This is a genomic window from Burkholderia sp. Tr-20355, assembly GCF_017104685.1.
Classification (GTDB): domain Bacteria; phylum Pseudomonadota; class Gammaproteobacteria; order Burkholderiales; family Burkholderiaceae; genus Burkholderia; species Burkholderia seminalis.
Genome location: NZ_JAAGPK010000009.1, coordinates 16621 through 32247, shown reverse-complemented (window position 1 = coordinate 32247; position 15627 = coordinate 16621). Strand labels below are relative to the sequence as shown.

General features: G+C 66.0%; 10 protein-coding genes. 1 reads left to right on the top strand and 9 read right to left on the bottom strand.

What is annotated here, in order from left to right; genetic code table 11:
- The first annotated feature begins 57 nt into the window (after positions 1-57).
- Entirely contained in the window at positions 58-474 is a 417-nt protein-coding gene (locus G3N62_RS03560) for a hypothetical protein (protein ID WP_034187973.1), read from the top strand.
- On the opposite strand, the gene G3N62_RS03555 is transcribed toward G3N62_RS03560, so the two are convergent.
- The 9 genes from G3N62_RS03555 to G3N62_RS03520 all read right to left on the bottom strand — a co-directional run bounded on the left by G3N62_RS03555 (position 436) and on the right by G3N62_RS03520 (position 15161).
- On the bottom strand, positions 436-1242 hold the full coding sequence (locus G3N62_RS03555; protein WP_124671188.1) for an endo alpha-1,4 polygalactosaminidase: 807 nt from the start codon (positions 1240-1242) through the stop codon (positions 436-438). The genes G3N62_RS03560 and G3N62_RS03555 overlap by 39 nt on opposite strands.
- A gap of 174 nt (positions 1243-1416) precedes the next feature.
- On the bottom strand, positions 1417-2790 hold the full coding sequence (pelG, locus tag G3N62_RS03550; RefSeq protein ID WP_124671179.1) for an exopolysaccharide Pel transporter PelG: 1374 nt from the start codon (positions 2788-2790) through the stop codon (positions 1417-1419).
- On the bottom strand, positions 2790-4436 hold the full coding sequence (gene pelF / locus G3N62_RS03545; RefSeq protein ID WP_124671180.1) for a GT4 family glycosyltransferase PelF: 1647 nt from the start codon (positions 4434-4436) through the stop codon (positions 2790-2792). The genes pelG and pelF overlap by 1 nt, the downstream gene beginning before the upstream one ends.
- Positions 4433-5467, bottom strand: coding sequence for a hypothetical protein (locus G3N62_RS03540; RefSeq protein ID WP_083286491.1), 1035 nt, complete (start codon positions 5465-5467; stop codon positions 4433-4435). The genes pelF and G3N62_RS03540 overlap by 4 nt, the downstream gene beginning before the upstream one ends.
- Before the next feature lie 64 nt (positions 5468-5531).
- Positions 5532-6992 carry a PelD GGDEF domain-containing protein gene (locus G3N62_RS03535; RefSeq protein WP_124671181.1) on the bottom strand — a complete coding sequence of 487 codons (1461 nt, stop codon included), beginning with the start codon at positions 6990-6992 and terminating at the stop codon, positions 5532-5534.
- A 34-nt stretch (positions 6993-7026) separates the two neighbouring features.
- The gene (locus G3N62_RS03530; protein ID WP_080287820.1) at positions 7027-7524 is read right to left on the bottom strand and encodes a penicillin-binding protein activator LpoB; all 498 of its coding nucleotides are present in this window, start codon (positions 7522-7524) and stop codon (positions 7027-7029) included.
- Positions 7525-7695: 171 nt separating this feature from the next.
- Positions 7696-11829 carry a tetratricopeptide repeat protein gene (locus G3N62_RS03525; RefSeq protein ID WP_346778200.1) on the bottom strand — a complete coding sequence of 1378 codons (4134 nt, stop codon included), beginning with the start codon at positions 11827-11829 and terminating at the stop codon, positions 7696-7698.
- Positions 11819-14521: a sugar ABC transporter gene (locus G3N62_RS35815; RefSeq protein ID WP_241012835.1), complete on the bottom strand. Its 2703-nt coding sequence runs from the start codon at positions 14519-14521 to the stop codon at positions 11819-11821. Before G3N62_RS35815 ends, G3N62_RS03525 begins: the two co-directional genes overlap by 11 nt.
- A 169-nt stretch (positions 14522-14690) precedes the next feature.
- Positions 14691-15161 carry a hypothetical protein gene (locus G3N62_RS03520; protein ID WP_124671182.1) on the bottom strand — a complete coding sequence of 157 codons (471 nt, stop codon included), beginning with the start codon at positions 15159-15161 and terminating at the stop codon, positions 14691-14693.
- Positions 15162-15627 lie beyond the last annotated feature (466 nt).

Sequence of the window (15627 nt, the reverse complement as noted above, 5' to 3'; positions counted from 1 at the left end):
GCGTGGGGGACTCTCGACACAGATCGACAAAACAGTCATCCCGGCGGATTTCCAACGATGAACGACACCACGCGACAAGCGCCGGCATGGCGACCGATCCGGTTTTTGCCGACCTTCCTTTATTTGTTCGACGCTCAACTGGACGAAGCGCGTGGGATACAGGTCAAACTGACCACGCACAAAATGGAGCCGCACGTGCTGGACGGCGCGATGCTTGGACGAATCCGGCATTACTACGCCCGGCAACGAAAAACGTTACCGATTCAAGACGAGCAGTTCATGCGCTGGCAAGCAGAGGCCGCGACCGCCGAGCAGCGAGAAATGCTTGCTCGCGTCAGTGTGCACGCAGACGAACTCTCCGGGCTGTTCAATTCGATCATTGCGGCAATCGACGCGCTGTCTCGAGATACGCTCGACAGCAGTAGGCAGAATGCGTCAATCTCCGCCGAACCTCGCGTCGCGGCATCGCCATGATGCCGTCGCATCGGGGCCCGTGCCGACGGTGCGCAACGCTCCGTCCGTCACATACGGAATGAGACCCGTCGCGCGAATCTTCGCGGCGATCGTGTCGCGGCACGCCGCGTCTTCCGGCGGGCAATAGTCGATCGAGACCACCGGTAGCGCATAGCGCGCTTCAATCGCCTTTGCTTGCGCGAGCAACCAGTCGCGATCCGCCGCGGGGACGGCGCCGTAACGCCGGTTGCGCTGATCCCAGTTGCCGAACAGCGATTCGAATGCAACCGCGGCGATCGCGTCATGCACCTTCGGCAAGATCTCGAAGCCGCGGTTCAGGATCAGTTGCGCAGTCGGATAGCGCGATTTCACGGCGTGGATCACGGCGACCAGGCCAGCCTCCTGCTTCGCGCGCGCCGCTTCCGTCTTCGCGGCGAGCTGGTACGAATCCAGCGTGTCGAAAAAGAAGCCTCGGTACCCACGCGCCCACAGCGGCGCGATCACCTGTTCGACGAAAAACGACGGCCACCCCTGCGCCGACTGATCGACGACCGCCGACGCCCATGTCGTATTACGCCCGAACAACCACCGTTTCGGCATCCTGCGCGCATAGTCGCGCTCCTGCGTGACTTCGCCGACGCTCACATAGGCGAACCACGCGGGGCGTCGCACGTCTTGCGCACGTGGATCGAAGCCGCTGTCGGGTTCGACGACAACGACATCGAACTTCTCCAGCTGGCGAACCGGCACGTCGTTGCCGTAGAAGAACGCGACGGAATGCGCACGCATCGCATCGGCCGGATCGCACGCGTCAGGCGACGATACGGGCGGTGCGGGTTGCGCATAGCCTGCCCGCCCGCACAGCGCACCCAAGATGACGACTGCGATGGCAGCCGCGGCCGACGCCAGCGCCATCATCGGCCGCCCGTGCGGCCGACGGATTCGGAATGAAAACATATCTCCTCAATGACGCAACATATAGGTTTCGTATTCGAGGCGGCCGAACTTGCGGTCGAGCAGCAGGACCGCCGCGACATCGAGAACGAGCAGCGCAAGCGCGAAGCCATAGCCGTATGCATCCGGCGTCATCCATAGCGTGATGCCGGTCAGCACGCCGTTGAGCGCGACGAAAGCCGTCGACAGCGCCACGACCAGCCGGCGCGCGTCGAGATAGAAGAATACGTTCAGCAAACCCAGCAGCAGCACCTGCAGACTCGCGGCGATCACGTCGACGAGCAGAAGCGGAAGGTACAGCGTCGAGATATGCAGGGCCGCCAGCAGCCAGTGACCGAATGCGACGATCAGCACCAGCACGGCGGCCTGCACCTTGATGATTTCATACAGCCCGGCGCGCACGCTGCCGACCATCATGTCGCGCATGTCGTTGATGTGCCGCAGCGTCGCACCGCTGCGCACGGCTTCGTAGAACGCATCGTAATACTCGACGAAGTCCGCCTCGATGCGTACCAGGAACGTCGCCATCCCGGGCATCACGCAAACGTACGCGATGAACACGGGTATGTCGTAGATCACCGATGCACGCAACGGCCCGATCACCTGCGCACCCGTGCCCGGTGCATACCAGAACATGAACTTGTCGAGCCATACGCCGAGATTGAACAGCAGTCCGACAAGCGCGAGCGTCGGATACGCGAAGCGCCGGTCGAGCATCTCGAACGAGACGAAGCGATCGCTGCGGTAGTTTCGGTAGATCAACCCCGAAAGCCCGGTAAGCAAGACGAGATGCCCGGCGACGAAACCGCCGAGCAGGCCGCAAATGCCCTGCCGGTTCAGCATCAGCGCGAACGCGACCGTGCAGCCGTATCCGACCAGGAATACCGCGAGAATCTGCCGGTACTGTTTCACGCTGGACAAAAAGATCACCGCGATCCAGATATTGCTGACGATGACGAATCCCGCGACCATCAGCAGCCGATACAGCAGCGGCTCGCCGCGAAATCCCGACGCCACCGCGATGCAGCCGGCACATCCCGATGCCGCCGTGGCAATCAACGCCACACCGTTATAGTTCGACAGCACGAGATCGTCGCGCTTCTCGAACAGCCGGTCGGAGATGAAGCGCGTGAACGACAATTGCAGCGGCCCGGTCAGAATCAGACTGCACGCGATCAGGTAAGTCACCGACACCTGAAACTGGACGATCGCATATTTGGGTATCACGAACGCGACGCTCATCACGCCGATGATCAGAATTCCGAATATCGACAGAATCAGCGGCCCGGAGCTGATCAGCCCCGCATACGCGTATGCGCGTGCGACGCCGAAGAGCGTCTGTTGCCGCAGGATCTTGCGCAACTCGAAGCCGATGCCGGCCATCAGCGGCCCTCCTTGCTCGAGCCGGATGCAACCACGCCCGCACCTGCATGGTGCACCGGGCAGCCGGCTTCGAACGGCCGCCCGCGGCGCATCCGGTCGGGGGCGATCGCGAGCGCATCGTACAACGCCCGATACCGGTCGATCATCTGTGCACGCGTGTAGAAGCGTCGGACGCGGGAGAGGCCGGCTTGCTGCGCGGCCTGCCAGCGCTGCGCGTCGCCGAGCAGGTCGAGCGCCGCCTGCGCGAACGCGGCCGGATTCGCGATCGGCACGACCGCGCCCGCGGGCCCGAACGCGCGGTCGTCCTCTCCGAGCCCTTCGATCAGTTGCCGGCACGACCCGACGTCCGTGGTAATCGACGGCACGCCGGCCGCGAAGCCTTCGAGCACGACGAGCGGGAGCGCCTCGCTGATCGAGGTCAGCGCGATCACGTCGACTTTCGGCAAAATGTCGTGCATCCGCTGGAAGCCGAGAAAGCGCACCGTCGTCGCGAGCCCGAGGCTCTGCGCGAGCGCCCGGCATTCCAGCGCGTACGCGGGATCCTCTTCTTCCGGCCCGACGATCCAGCCTTCGATTTCCGGCATCGTCCGCGATGCGATGAACATCGCGCGGACGAACGTCTTGATGTCCTTGATCGGCACCACGCGGCCGATCAGCGCGACGACGCGGCGCGGGCCGCCGTCCCGCTTGTCCAGCAGCGGCGCGAAGCCGTCCACGTCGACGCCGTTCGGAATGTTGCGCGTCCGGGCGGCATCGGCGCCGTCGGCGATCTGACGGTGCCGATTGGCCTCGTAGAGCGCGACGATCTCGTCGGCCGCGTCGTAGGCGAGCTTGCCGAGTGCTTCGAAGAAACGCACCCACAGCGCGCGAAAATAGCTGATCGCCGATACGTCCCGCTCGAACGCGCCCCGGTTGTCGCGGATCCACTCGCTTTGCAGCAGATCGATCTTGCGTTCCTTGGTATAGATACCGTGCTCGGAAACGAGTAGCGGCCGGCCCGTGCGGTAATGCAACAGCGCACCGAGAAAGCCCGCATAACCCGTCGATACGGTGTGATAGACGCGCGCCGGCGGCAGTCCGCGTGCGATCCGCGCAAGCTGCCACAGCGGCTTGTGCATGATCCGTACCGTCCAGAAGTAGTCGGTGAAGGACGGGTCCGTGCAGTAGCGGCGATAACGCTCGACGATGAAGTCCCACGCCGCGCGGCTGGTGGAAAACTGCCGCTCGTTCAGCGGTCCGTCGTCGTCGATCAGTTGGACCAGGTCGGCCATCAGCGCAGCCGGATTCGCCACGACGCCGTCCGCGTCCCGCCCGCGCCACGCATCGTGCAGCGCAGCCGAACGCCTGAACGCTTCGGCGTCGCCGGGAATCTCCCGTGCGCTGCCCGTATCGGCGGGCACGTCGCCATACAGATAATGGGACTCGAAGTGGACGACGTTGTCGGGCAATGCGTACGCGGCGCCATGATAGTCGTCTTCCCGGCTGCCGATGAACACGATCGCGAAGTGCTTGTGCGGGTAGGCACGAATCATCTCGTTGACCCAGCTCGATACGCCGCCTCGCACATACGGGAACGTGCCCTCGAGCAGCAGGCAAACGTCGATCCCGGTCGACGGACCGGCACGGCGGTGAATGGACGGTTTCATGACGACCAGTAACGAACGACGGGATTGAGAACGGGCAGCGCGGCCGCGTTGCCGAGCGACGCGAGCAGTTCGGCCGTGCGCGGATACTCGCCACGCAGGAATGCAGCCTCGGCAAGCCACGGCACGAGACGCTCGCGCGGAAAGCCCCATTCGAGCGCACGGCTCATGTATTGCACGGCCGCGTCCGCGTCGCCGGTCGCGAGTGCAAGGCGGCCGCGAACGAGCCACATCGCCGCGTCGCCTGCGTCGATCGCGAGCGCGGCCTGCGCGTGGCGGTCGGCCTGTTCGCGCGTGTGCCCGTGCACCGCACCGAGCACGAGATTCTGATAGACCAGCTCGAAGTACAGCTCGGCAAGCCGGCGATGATTCGCCTGGCGCGTTGCATCGTCGTCGGCGGCATCGAGCGTCTGCTGCGCACGGAAGATGTTCTGCGCGATCTCGTTCTCGGCGCGGTCGAGCGTGCCGTATGCGATGAGCCGCACGTCTTCGAGAGGATCGGCGAGCAGATCGCGCAGCAGCGTGCCGGTCGTGCGCGTCGGCATGCTCTGGATCGCAACCAGCGCGGAGAGCCGATCCGACGCGGCCACCCGCGTATTCACGAGACGCGCCTGCAGACGCGCACCGCCGCCGTGCGAGACGCGCGACACGAGATAGGTGACGAACTCGGGCAAAGGCACGTCGGCGTATGCGTCGTCGCCCTGCTTCGCGGGCCAGCAAGCCGCCCACGCACAGCTGGCCAGCACGACGAGGCCGCCGCCGACCGGCACGAACGTACAGGCGAGCCAGAGCGCCGCGAGCGTCCCGTTGCGTTGGGTTCGGTAACGTTGCGGCAGCAACTGCCGGTACAGCACCGCCTGCGCCGCGCCGCCTGCCACCATCGCCCCGAACACGGGCCACAGGGGGTCAACCGACGGTGCCAGGACGGTCATCGCCGCCCCCACCTGGGCGGACCCGCCGAACTGCACGAGCACGGCATACTGCAGCGCCGCGACGATCGCAATGCCGACGCACGACGCGAGTGCGGCCAGCATGGACGCCGGCGGCACGCGCAACGCGCGCCGCTCGAGACCGGGCGCCCGCGAACCGGATCGCGGCCTAGACATGAACGCCGCATCCCTTCAGCAGGCGCTGCAATGCCGCCCCCGGTTCGAGGCTGCCCAGATGCAGCGTATGCACGCCGATCCGCGCGCCTTCGAGATCGAGACCGAACTGCGCCGCGAAGCTCGCCTCGATGCGCGCGAGATAACCGTCGACGCCGGCCGTATCGGTCGCCGGCATCAGGTTCACGAGCACCGATTGCGTCGGCGTCTTCAGCGGCCATATGAGATCGAGCGAACGGCGCCCGCGCATCACATGCTCGAACAGCGAATCGTCCGCCTCGTCGTGCTGGAACACGAGCGCGACCAGCGACGACGCGATCCCCGACTCGCGCTGCAGGCGCGTCAGACGCGCGATGTCGAGCGCGAATTCGTACGGGCATGCCGGTACTGCCGCCACCACGTCGCGCACGCACGCCGCATGCTCGACGCCGTCCGCGTAAAAGCCGAGCAGCACCAGCAGCAGTTGCAGATTATCGAAGTTCAGCGACAGAAACGGCATGCGCTTGATCGCGAGCAACGCGATCAGGCGACCGTCGGCGCACACGACCGGCGCGGCGACCAGCAGCGCCGTATTCGGCGCCACGTCGTCGCCGCTCTTCGGATGGGCGATGCATTTCGTCTCGAGCATGCGGGCCACGAGGCCGTCGCGCGGATCGAAATCGAATGCATCGCCGAGCCGCGCAACCGGTTCGCACACGATTCTGGGCGACTGCGTCGCGCCTTCGACCGGATACAGCGCCGCCACCTCGATCTGACATGCCTGCGCGACGAATTCGAGCAGCGCGTGCGCACCGGGTAGCCGCACCGTGCTCGCCACACCCTGCGGAGGCGCATCGAATCCGTGCGCGAGCGACAGACGGCGCAGTTCGGTGATCGAATCCCGCAGCGTGGTCGGCTTCGACAGCAAATCCTTTTCCAGCCGCTCGTGCGACAGACGCATCAGGTAGTGGCTCTTCGTGATCGCGACGAGCCGGTCGTTCAGATAGTCGTTGAGCGCGTTCGCCCGAGTTGCGCGAGCGCCCCACGTGTCGCCGAAATGGCCGACGACGATCGTCTGCAGCAAGCCGCCGGCGAAGCGCTGCAGCGGCCACACTTCGCCGGCCGCGGCAGGATGCAGGTGGGCGACGCATTGCCATGCGCCGATCATCAACGCGTTCGCGAGCAACCCGAGCAGCGTCCCGTAACGCAGCGCGACGACGAGCGGGCCGAACCACAGCCATGGAAAATCCGCATGCAGCAGCAGCGGATCGCTCCGGTCGAAGTGCCACGCAAGCGCGAGCACGATCAGCATGAACACGATCGTTTCCACGACCGAAATCGGCCGCGCAGCGGCCGGCGCGACGAGACGGCGTATCCGACTCAGGTGCCCGAACGGATTCGTCTGACGCGATCGAGGCAACGCCGATGCAGGGCCGCTCCCGCCGTGAGGGTTATCGGTAGCGTTCGCGGAGCTCATGGTCGTCTTCCGGTGCAGTCGTGTCGAGCACGCATCACGAGCGCGGACGCAACGGCGCGAGCAGGCGGCCGACCAGCGCATTCGCGACGCTCGACAGGCTCGAACGGCTCCAGCCGCTGCGCGTACCCGCGGCGCTCCAGACGACCCGGCCCGACTCGACGTCGACGAGTTCGAAGGTCAGGCCGGCGACCGGCTCGCCGTCGACGCCCACCTTGTAGCGCCACTCCTCGACGGCGCCGGCCAGCACGTACTTCACGTGATGCTCGCGCGCCCACGCGAGCCGACGCTCGCCCGTGTCGCGCTGCGCGGTGTCGAACATCGCGTTGCCGTCTCCGTCGGCCGGCGCGAGACGCACGTCGGCCAGCCCGTTCGCGCGCAACACGGTCGCCGCGAGCGCCGCGGCGCTCCCGCCCGCCGCGGGCGTTTCGGTGAAGTTCGCAATCGGCGCGATCGCCACCGCATCGCTGGCCGCGAGCGTCGGCGCCGCAGTCTGGCGCATCGAGCCGCAGCCCGCGAGCACCGCCGCCGACATCGCGATCGCCGCGCCCCAACGGACGAGCCGGGCTGCCTCCGCGCAGCGCAACCATCCGGACCGTACAGCCGCTTCGTTCATCTCGTTCATCGAACCACTCCCTACTCACTTCGTTGTATGCATCATCGTGTGCGTCGTTCCGTTCGCGCCGCGCAACGACGGAAACCGGAATCAATAAAACCAGCGGTATTGCGCGCCGACCACCGTCACGGGCGTACCGAGGCGTGATACACGCTGGTGCTGGATGAACAATGCGGCGTGGTCCCCGCCGAACACCGAGCCCGCCATGCCGGCATCGATGGCCGCTCCGCCGCCCTGAATCGAATCGTGCACGACGCCAACCTCGAGAAACGGCCGCCACCGATGCGTGTACCGTTCGCGCAGATCGGTCCCGAACCCCGCGAACAATCCGTATTGCGTGTACGTGGCCGGCATGAAGTTTCCGGCGGAGGCCGACCGGCTCGCGGCAGGCAGAAGCGACGAAATCAGCGTGTCCGCCCGCCCCCCCGCACCGTAAGCGCCGTGCGTGCCGACGACGCGGATCGTATAGTCCGGGTACGCCGTACGAATTCGGTAGCTCACCTGCGCGGTCGACAGCACGCCGCTACCGAGATAGGTACGCGCCTGGCTGTAGAAGCGGTCCATCTCGACACTGCCGGACACCGTCACGCATTCGTTCGCCTGCCAGTTTCCATCGGCGATCAGGTTGTCCTTCATCCCGCCGATGCGCAACGCCGGCAGCTCGTCGGCGACCTGATCGCGACCCGCACGTATGCCGAACCGCAGCGGTCCGTCGCGTCCGAATTCCGCGCCGAGTCCGATCGTATAGAAGGTGTCGAGTCCTTCGCGGCGGCCCGCACTTACCGTGAACGCATCGTCACGCGTCTGCCGACGGACATGGACCACCAGCGAGCGGTCCGCCGACGGCACGTTGACCAGTTGCGACGCGTCCGTCGATCGCTGGAGGTCCAGCGTGGCGGTCATGCCGATCAGGTAATGCCCGGCGATCTTGCGGCTTGCCGCGATCGTCTGCTCGCTGTAATCGAGCGGACGTTCGGCGTAGGTCGTCATGCTCGCGTCGAGCGACTGCGGCCACGCGAGCGCGGTTTCGACGAAACGCCGATGCATTTCGCTGTCGTCGGGCGCGCCATCGAGGCCATCGAACGCGAGCGTTTGTGCTTGCGCCGGCCGGTCGACGGCTTCGGCCGCATCGATACGGTCGTAGCGCGGCAGGTGCACGCCCTGATCGAGCAGACGTTCCATCGTCCCGATGTCGCCGTCGGCTAGCGCGACGGTCAATTGCGCGGACGCCGGCCGTGCGAACAGGTTCGCCGCCTGCAACGCGAGCCACCGCTTCGCCAGCGGATTCGCCTCGTGCGACAGCGCCCAGCTAATCGCCACCTCCTGCGCGACCGCGGCGTACGCACGGCGGTCTTTTTCCAGCATGTCCCGTGTCGATTTCGTGCTGCCCCGCGCCGACGATTCGAGCGGCGAAAGACCGCGTGCATCGCCGAGCAAGGTACGGCGTTCGCTGATGAAATCGGCAGCCGCCGAGCCGTCCTTCAGCAGTTCGTCGAGCAGCGCGACCGCGTGGTCGGCGTTCGAATATTGCGCAGCCAGATCGACGCCGCGGCTGCGCAGCTCCAGGTGCGTCTCGATGTCCTGCGACGTACGTGCCGGAACACCGCGTTGGATGGGTTGCGACGCTTGCCGCTCCTGCGTCGTCCGTCGCGGCGGCGAGGACCGTGCATCCCGTTCCCGCGGCGTCTGCCAGGCCTCTTTCCGGCCGAATGCGCCGATCTGCAGCCACACCTTGCGACGAATCGACCACGCGAGATCCGGACGTCCCGCCATTTCCTGCGCATCGGCGTACGTGATCAGCCACAGCGGATCGTGCGACATCATCACGGCCTGACGGCGCAGATATTCGAGCGCATCGACGGGCCGGTTCAGACGGAGTTCGGCCGCGGCGTACGGTCCCCACAGCGGCGCGTCAGCCGAAGCCTTGTCGCGCCAGCGCACGAGCGCCGCATGCAACTCGGCATCCGTGCCGTAATCGACCAGCGTCCACAATAGCGCCGCATTCAGATCCACCGATGCGCCCGGCAGATCGACCGCACGCTGCAGATCGTGCAACGCATCGAGCGGACGGCCCGCTTGCCGCTCGTACTCGGCACGTACGCCGAGAAAACCCGGCGACGCCTCGGCTGCCTCGCGCTCCCGCGGCGTGAGGCTCGCGAGCAGCGCGTCGATGCGTTCCATCGCGCCGGCTGCGGTGTAGTAGTAAACCGCCTGCTGCAGCGCGCGCACGGTATGGTCGCGCCGGTAGTGCAGCACCGAGATACGGCCGGCGTCGATCGGGTACGCATCGTAGAAGTACGACATGTCGGCCAGATCGTCGGGCGTTGCCGCATCGCTCGCCAGCAGATGACGATACGCGTCGTGCGCCGCGTCGTCACGTTGCAGCAGGCGCGCGAGTTCGCCGTAGTTGCGCCAGAACGCCACTTCGCCGTCCTGCGCGTAACGGCTCGCATTCGTCATTGCATCGAGTGCGCCCGCGTAGTCACCGTCGCGATACAGCACATTGGCGGTGTGCAGCGCGTAGCGCGGATTGCGCGGCTCGCGCCGTTGCAACCGACGGTAGATCGCGAGTGCCTCGTCATCGTGGCCGGCACGTTCCGCGAGCGCACCGGCGCGTTCGTCGAGCGCGTTCGCTTCACGGCCGTGCGGCAGACCGTCGAGGAACGCGATCGCGTCGTCCGGCCGCCCGAGACGCTCATACGTTGCGGTGATGGAATCGACGAGCTTGAGATCGTCGGGCGTCGCCCGTGCCGTGTACAGCAAAGCGGCCAGGTAGGCGTCGTCGTCGTCCAGCATCGGGGCGATGCGCCGAACGTTCCGCCAGCCGACGGGGTCGCCCGTTTGTCGCGCATAGTCGAGCCACGACTTCAGCGCGAGCTGCGACGCCCCGTTCCATTCGGCCACCTGTGCAAGGCGCTTGCGCCACAGCGCCGAATGCGGTTCCTTGGCGAGCTGCGCGAGCGCGACCTTCTCCGCATTGGCGGGATCGGCGGACTCCAGGAACGACTGATAGAGAAGATCGGCAATGTCCGCCCCATCGGCAGCCGGCGGCGACGGAAGTTGCACGGCTCTCGCATGATTCGATACCTGCGTCGCGTCGACGAAGCGCATCATTGCGTCGCGCCGTTGCAGCGCGACCTTCACGATGTGCGCCCGCGGTTGCGTCGGTGCGGTGACTTGCGCTTGCGCCGCATCGATGAACGGGCCATGGCCGTCATGGCCTGCCCGGAGCTGCCGCGCGACGCGACCGCGACGTGCGCCACCCCAGACCATCGGACCGTCCAGATAGGCGTACGCCTGCTGCGTCGAACCCGACCGGTGAACCGCCGGCATGGCGAGCACGCGCTCCGCGCGCCTGCTCCGATAGGCAATCCCGCCGATCCCCGCGCGCCGCGCCAACGCCTTCGCATACCGCTCGATCAGGTCCGGCCGCTGCGCCGCCCGTGCGAGATCGAGCAACGCGACAAGCGTCGGCTGATCGTCGATGAACGCGTCGTTCTGGCGCTGCGCAACCGCGATTGCATCGGCGGTCAGATTGCCGGCCTGCAGCACACGAATGCCGGCGATGAAGCAGCGACGCTGCGCGCCGAGCGTCGTCGCGTTCTGCTGACGCCGGAACCAGCTGTCGGCCGCCTCCTGGTAGTCGCCGATCTGCAACGCGTAGCGCGACACGTATCCGTCCCACTTGTCGCGATGTGCAGTGTCGCGCCGTGCGAGGCGCACATAGAACCGCAGCGCGAGCGCGGGGGCACCGACCGATGCCGCGGATTGCGCGAACCATTCGAGATCGCGATCGGACCAGTCGAGCGCGGCAGCATCGGAGATCTGCCGGCGCAGTGCGGCAAGCGCAACGGAACGGCGCGGATCGTCGGCCTGCATCTCGTTCGTGCGTTGCTGCGCGATCGCGAGCTGCAGCTTCATCGCGGCCTGCCGCAGGGGCGGGGAAGCCGCCTCGTCCATCCGTTGAACGACCCGCCCCGCATCCGCGAGCCGGCCCAGCGACACATATTGCTCACCGAGCATCGCCAGTAGCGCTTCGTCGCGCGGCCGCACTTTCAACCATGCTTCGAGATACGCCGCGCTCAGATCGCTCGGGCCGCCCACCGCGGCCATCCGCTCACGCAGCCCGTCATGAGGTGCAACCGCATAGCCAGCCAGCAGCACGACGCCTGCCAGCACCAGCACGAGCCATGGCGGCGCGATACGCGGGCGATTACCGGTCACACGCAATCTCGACCGGCTGGTAGCGCATCGGCAGACGGACGTCGGCCGCCGTTTCGAAACGGAGAACCGTTCCGTCGTGCCGTGCATCGATCGGTCGGCCCGCGATGCGCACACGGCAGCGCTGCGCGTCGGCAAGCTCGACGAACGGCTGGTAGTAGCCGCCGAACTCGAACGACATCCCGTCGGCGGTACGGTGGAAGTGCCGGACGAATCCGTTCGCTTGCGCGATGTACGGTGTCCCGCCCGGGCCATGCGATTGCGCTCCGCCGCGCAGTCCGCTCTCCGTGGCGCGCTCGAACACGACACGTGCGGCGCCGTCGCCAATATGGATATAGAGGCCGTCCGGGCCGGGCGCATAACCTGTCACGCCCTGCGATGCACGCAGGTCCGGCACGTCGTTGCGCGGCCAGTGCAACTCGCGCACGTCGCCGTTGCCGCGCACGACCCATGCGCCGCCGGCCATTTCACGCGCGACCGCGAAATCGCGCCAGTCCAGCACCTTGTGCGTGTAATCGGTGATGTAGACGGGCAGCACCGGCTGCGTCAGCACGGTCGAGTAGATCTGATCCAGCGCGCGCAGCGACGCGATCTTCGTGCCGCTGTACATGTGGTAGTACACGTCGATCGGTTTGAAGCGATACGGATGCTCCGTCATGTCGTAGGTTTCGAGTACCTGCGTGAAACCATAAAACGGGCCCTGCCAGTCGTTCGTGTAAACGTTCTCGTCCTGGTCCGGCGCGTATACCTGGTACGCGCCCGGCCCTTTGTCGATGCCGAGCGGCGCGATATGGGTCCAGCTGTTCACCGACTTGCGGATGATCGTGTCGCCGCCGTTGATGTTCTGCACGCCGGCCGCATAGGCCTTGCGCACGGCGATCGCGGGCGGCTCGCAGTCGCCCGGCCATTGCAGCACTTCGGTACGCTTGCCCGGCGGCGCGAGACGCGAGTCGATGTAGGCGATCGAGCCGGCGATCTCGCGGTCGAGATCGAACGTGTAGCCCGGGATATCCAGCGAGAACGCCGTATCGCCGCCGTTGCCGCGCTCGACGTTGTTCCGGTGGTCGACGCGTGCGCCCGTCGTCGCATCGAGGTCGGCCATCTGGAACGGATGCGAGTAGGTGTGCGAACCGATCTGCACCCACGGCAGCGCGAACATCTGCCGCGCGAGCGCCTCGAGGCGCGGCGACAGTTTCGGATACAGGCCTGTCGGCCCCACTTCGCCTTCGATGACCGACAACGTCATCGGCACTTTGTAGCGCGTGAAGATACGTCGATAGAGTGCGTCTCCCGAATAATCGGCACCGGGGAATTCCGCGCGCGACGCATAGCCGTCGCCGTCGACGTGCGTCATGAACAGGCGGCGGCCGTTCTCCGTCGTGACGCTCGGCGACGGCATCCGCACGAGACGCAGCGCGTCGGTCACGAACGAGATCGGCTGGATCGCCCAACGCGTCTGCCCGATGCCGTTCAGCGAAACGACCGTGTACGGACTCAGCGTATAGCCGCCCCACGGCGTGATCGCGGCCGCGTCGATGTTCGTGCCGGCCGCCGCGAGCCGCAACAGCACGCGGCTGCGCGAGCCGACCCGCATCCCGACGAGATCGCGCGCATCCGGCCTCGGATCGATCTCGAAGTGCATCATCGGATCGCGCGTCACGACGCTGAGCGGCGCCGTGAACGGGCCGGGCACCGGCTGCAGATCGAGTGCCGCGCCCTCTTCCTGCGCGGCGTCGAAACCGAACTGTCCCATGAAGGCGACCGGCACGTGATCCGCGATGCGCGCATCGATCCAGCGCCGCCATCTCGCCGGGTCGGCGGGCTCCGCGCCTTCGATCCAGGCGACGACGCCCGCGTAACGGTCCGGGGTGATATCGGCCGGCAGCGGCGCGTCGAGATCCGCGTATTCGACGTCGTAGCCGAAATAGTTGAGCGGCATCGCGAGGTCGCGCACGCCGCGCGTTTCGTCCACCGGCGTATCGGCGTCGCGGTTCTGCACGATCAGCACCTTGCGAGGCAGCACTTCGATCGCACCGATGCCGACGACGTCACGGCCGGCGTCCGTCACGTACGGCGTCACGCCGGTCGCGACGACCTGCGCGGCCGTCGCGCGTGCACATGCACGGTCGGTGCGCTCGCAGATCTCGATCGACAACACCGGCACGTGCGTCTCACGCATGAAAATCCGTGCCGCGTCGGCGCGTGCGGCACGGTCTGCAGCGGCGACGTCGCGTACCATACCCATATCGTCGCCGTCCACGAAACCGCGTACCAGCGGCGGACCAAGTACCGCGTAAAGCACATTCGCATGCGATTGCGCCGCACGCAGCGCATCGTGACCGCCGACGATCAGCCGCGCGTCAGGATAGGCCGCATGAATTGCCTCACTCGATGCGATCGCCTCCGGCGTGTCGAGCAGGAAGCCGCGATAACCGCGCGCCCACAGCGGCTCGATGCGCTGCGAGACAAACGCAGCCGGCCCAAGGGCCGAGCCCGACGCGTCATGCGGTACGTGCGCGATCCAAACGGTGTGCGCGAGCCGGTGCGTTGCCGGATCGAAGCCTCGGGCCGGATCGAGCACCACCGCGTCGAACGCTTGCAGCAACGCTTCGGGCGGCTGCGCGCCGTCGAAAAACGCGACGTTCGCACGTAGTGCGCCCGACGAGGATGGAACTGCCGGGGTATCGGCCGCCATGACGTGCAGCGAAACGAACGCAAGCGCTGCGCTGCACAAGATCGCGGCCACGCTGCCGCGGACGGCGAGCACGGAGGCCGCGCTTGCTCTGGGTGGGTGATTCAATTCGTGTCGTTCCGGACGTAAAGCAATGCCGGCACACGCCGCCCCGGCACAGCACAGGTAAGACCTAGCGGATGGTGTCGAAAGCCGACAGACGTCCGTCCATCTGCACGCGGCCGTCGCGCTCCATCGGAGCACGTGCATGCAGCAACCACGATGAAGTGGAGGTCGTTTGCGCACTCATCGTTTGCCGACGCCCATGCCGGCGATGGCCCGCGTCCGTGATACGCGGCATCTGCAAGCGCGTGGCGATTCTGAAACCGGCGGCCTTGTCGGCAGCCAGTACGAGGGCGGCTTGAAGTGCGCCCATGCCGTGTATGTCCGAGCAATATTCGAAGCAATCCGTGCTCTCGGCCTTCGCCCCGGACGGCACCACTTCGCCTCGATAGGCGACGAAAAAACAGCACGTGATTGCCAGCACACACAAGACCCGCACCGCAAATGGCTGCAAGCGCAGCGCATTGCAGCCATTGATCGCGGAAGAGCCGATGAAACTAGCGACAAGCATCAACCCGGATGCTTTTTCCGACTTGGCCATACTTATTATTTCCCCGTTTGTTCTTCTTTTTTAAATTACCATGCCCATTGATAAATTTTATGTTCTTACATAAATTTATGTTTTGATGCGACATCGTAAAGACGACGAAGGCATTTCGACGGACATTCGCGGCGAGATCGGATGATGCCGTTGCCCAATCGAACCGGAGCCACATACCGAGATCGAAATCACCGGCGGAGTTCCTGGATTATCCCGGCCCAAGATGACCTGCGTATGGCATTCGACTCCCTCGGTACGTCGCAACAGGCGTGACGCGCACCATGGCCGCACACGTTTGCAGCGCCGCGCTATCATGGGTACCGATTGCTTTGAATACCGAATTCGATTGCCTTACAGCCTGCCTTTAACCGCGATTTATCCACGCCGCGGCACATGCGGCGGGCGTGCCTACGCGCGAGCACGCCCGCATTCGCTTCGATCGATAAAATCGCCGATCGGGCGCGAT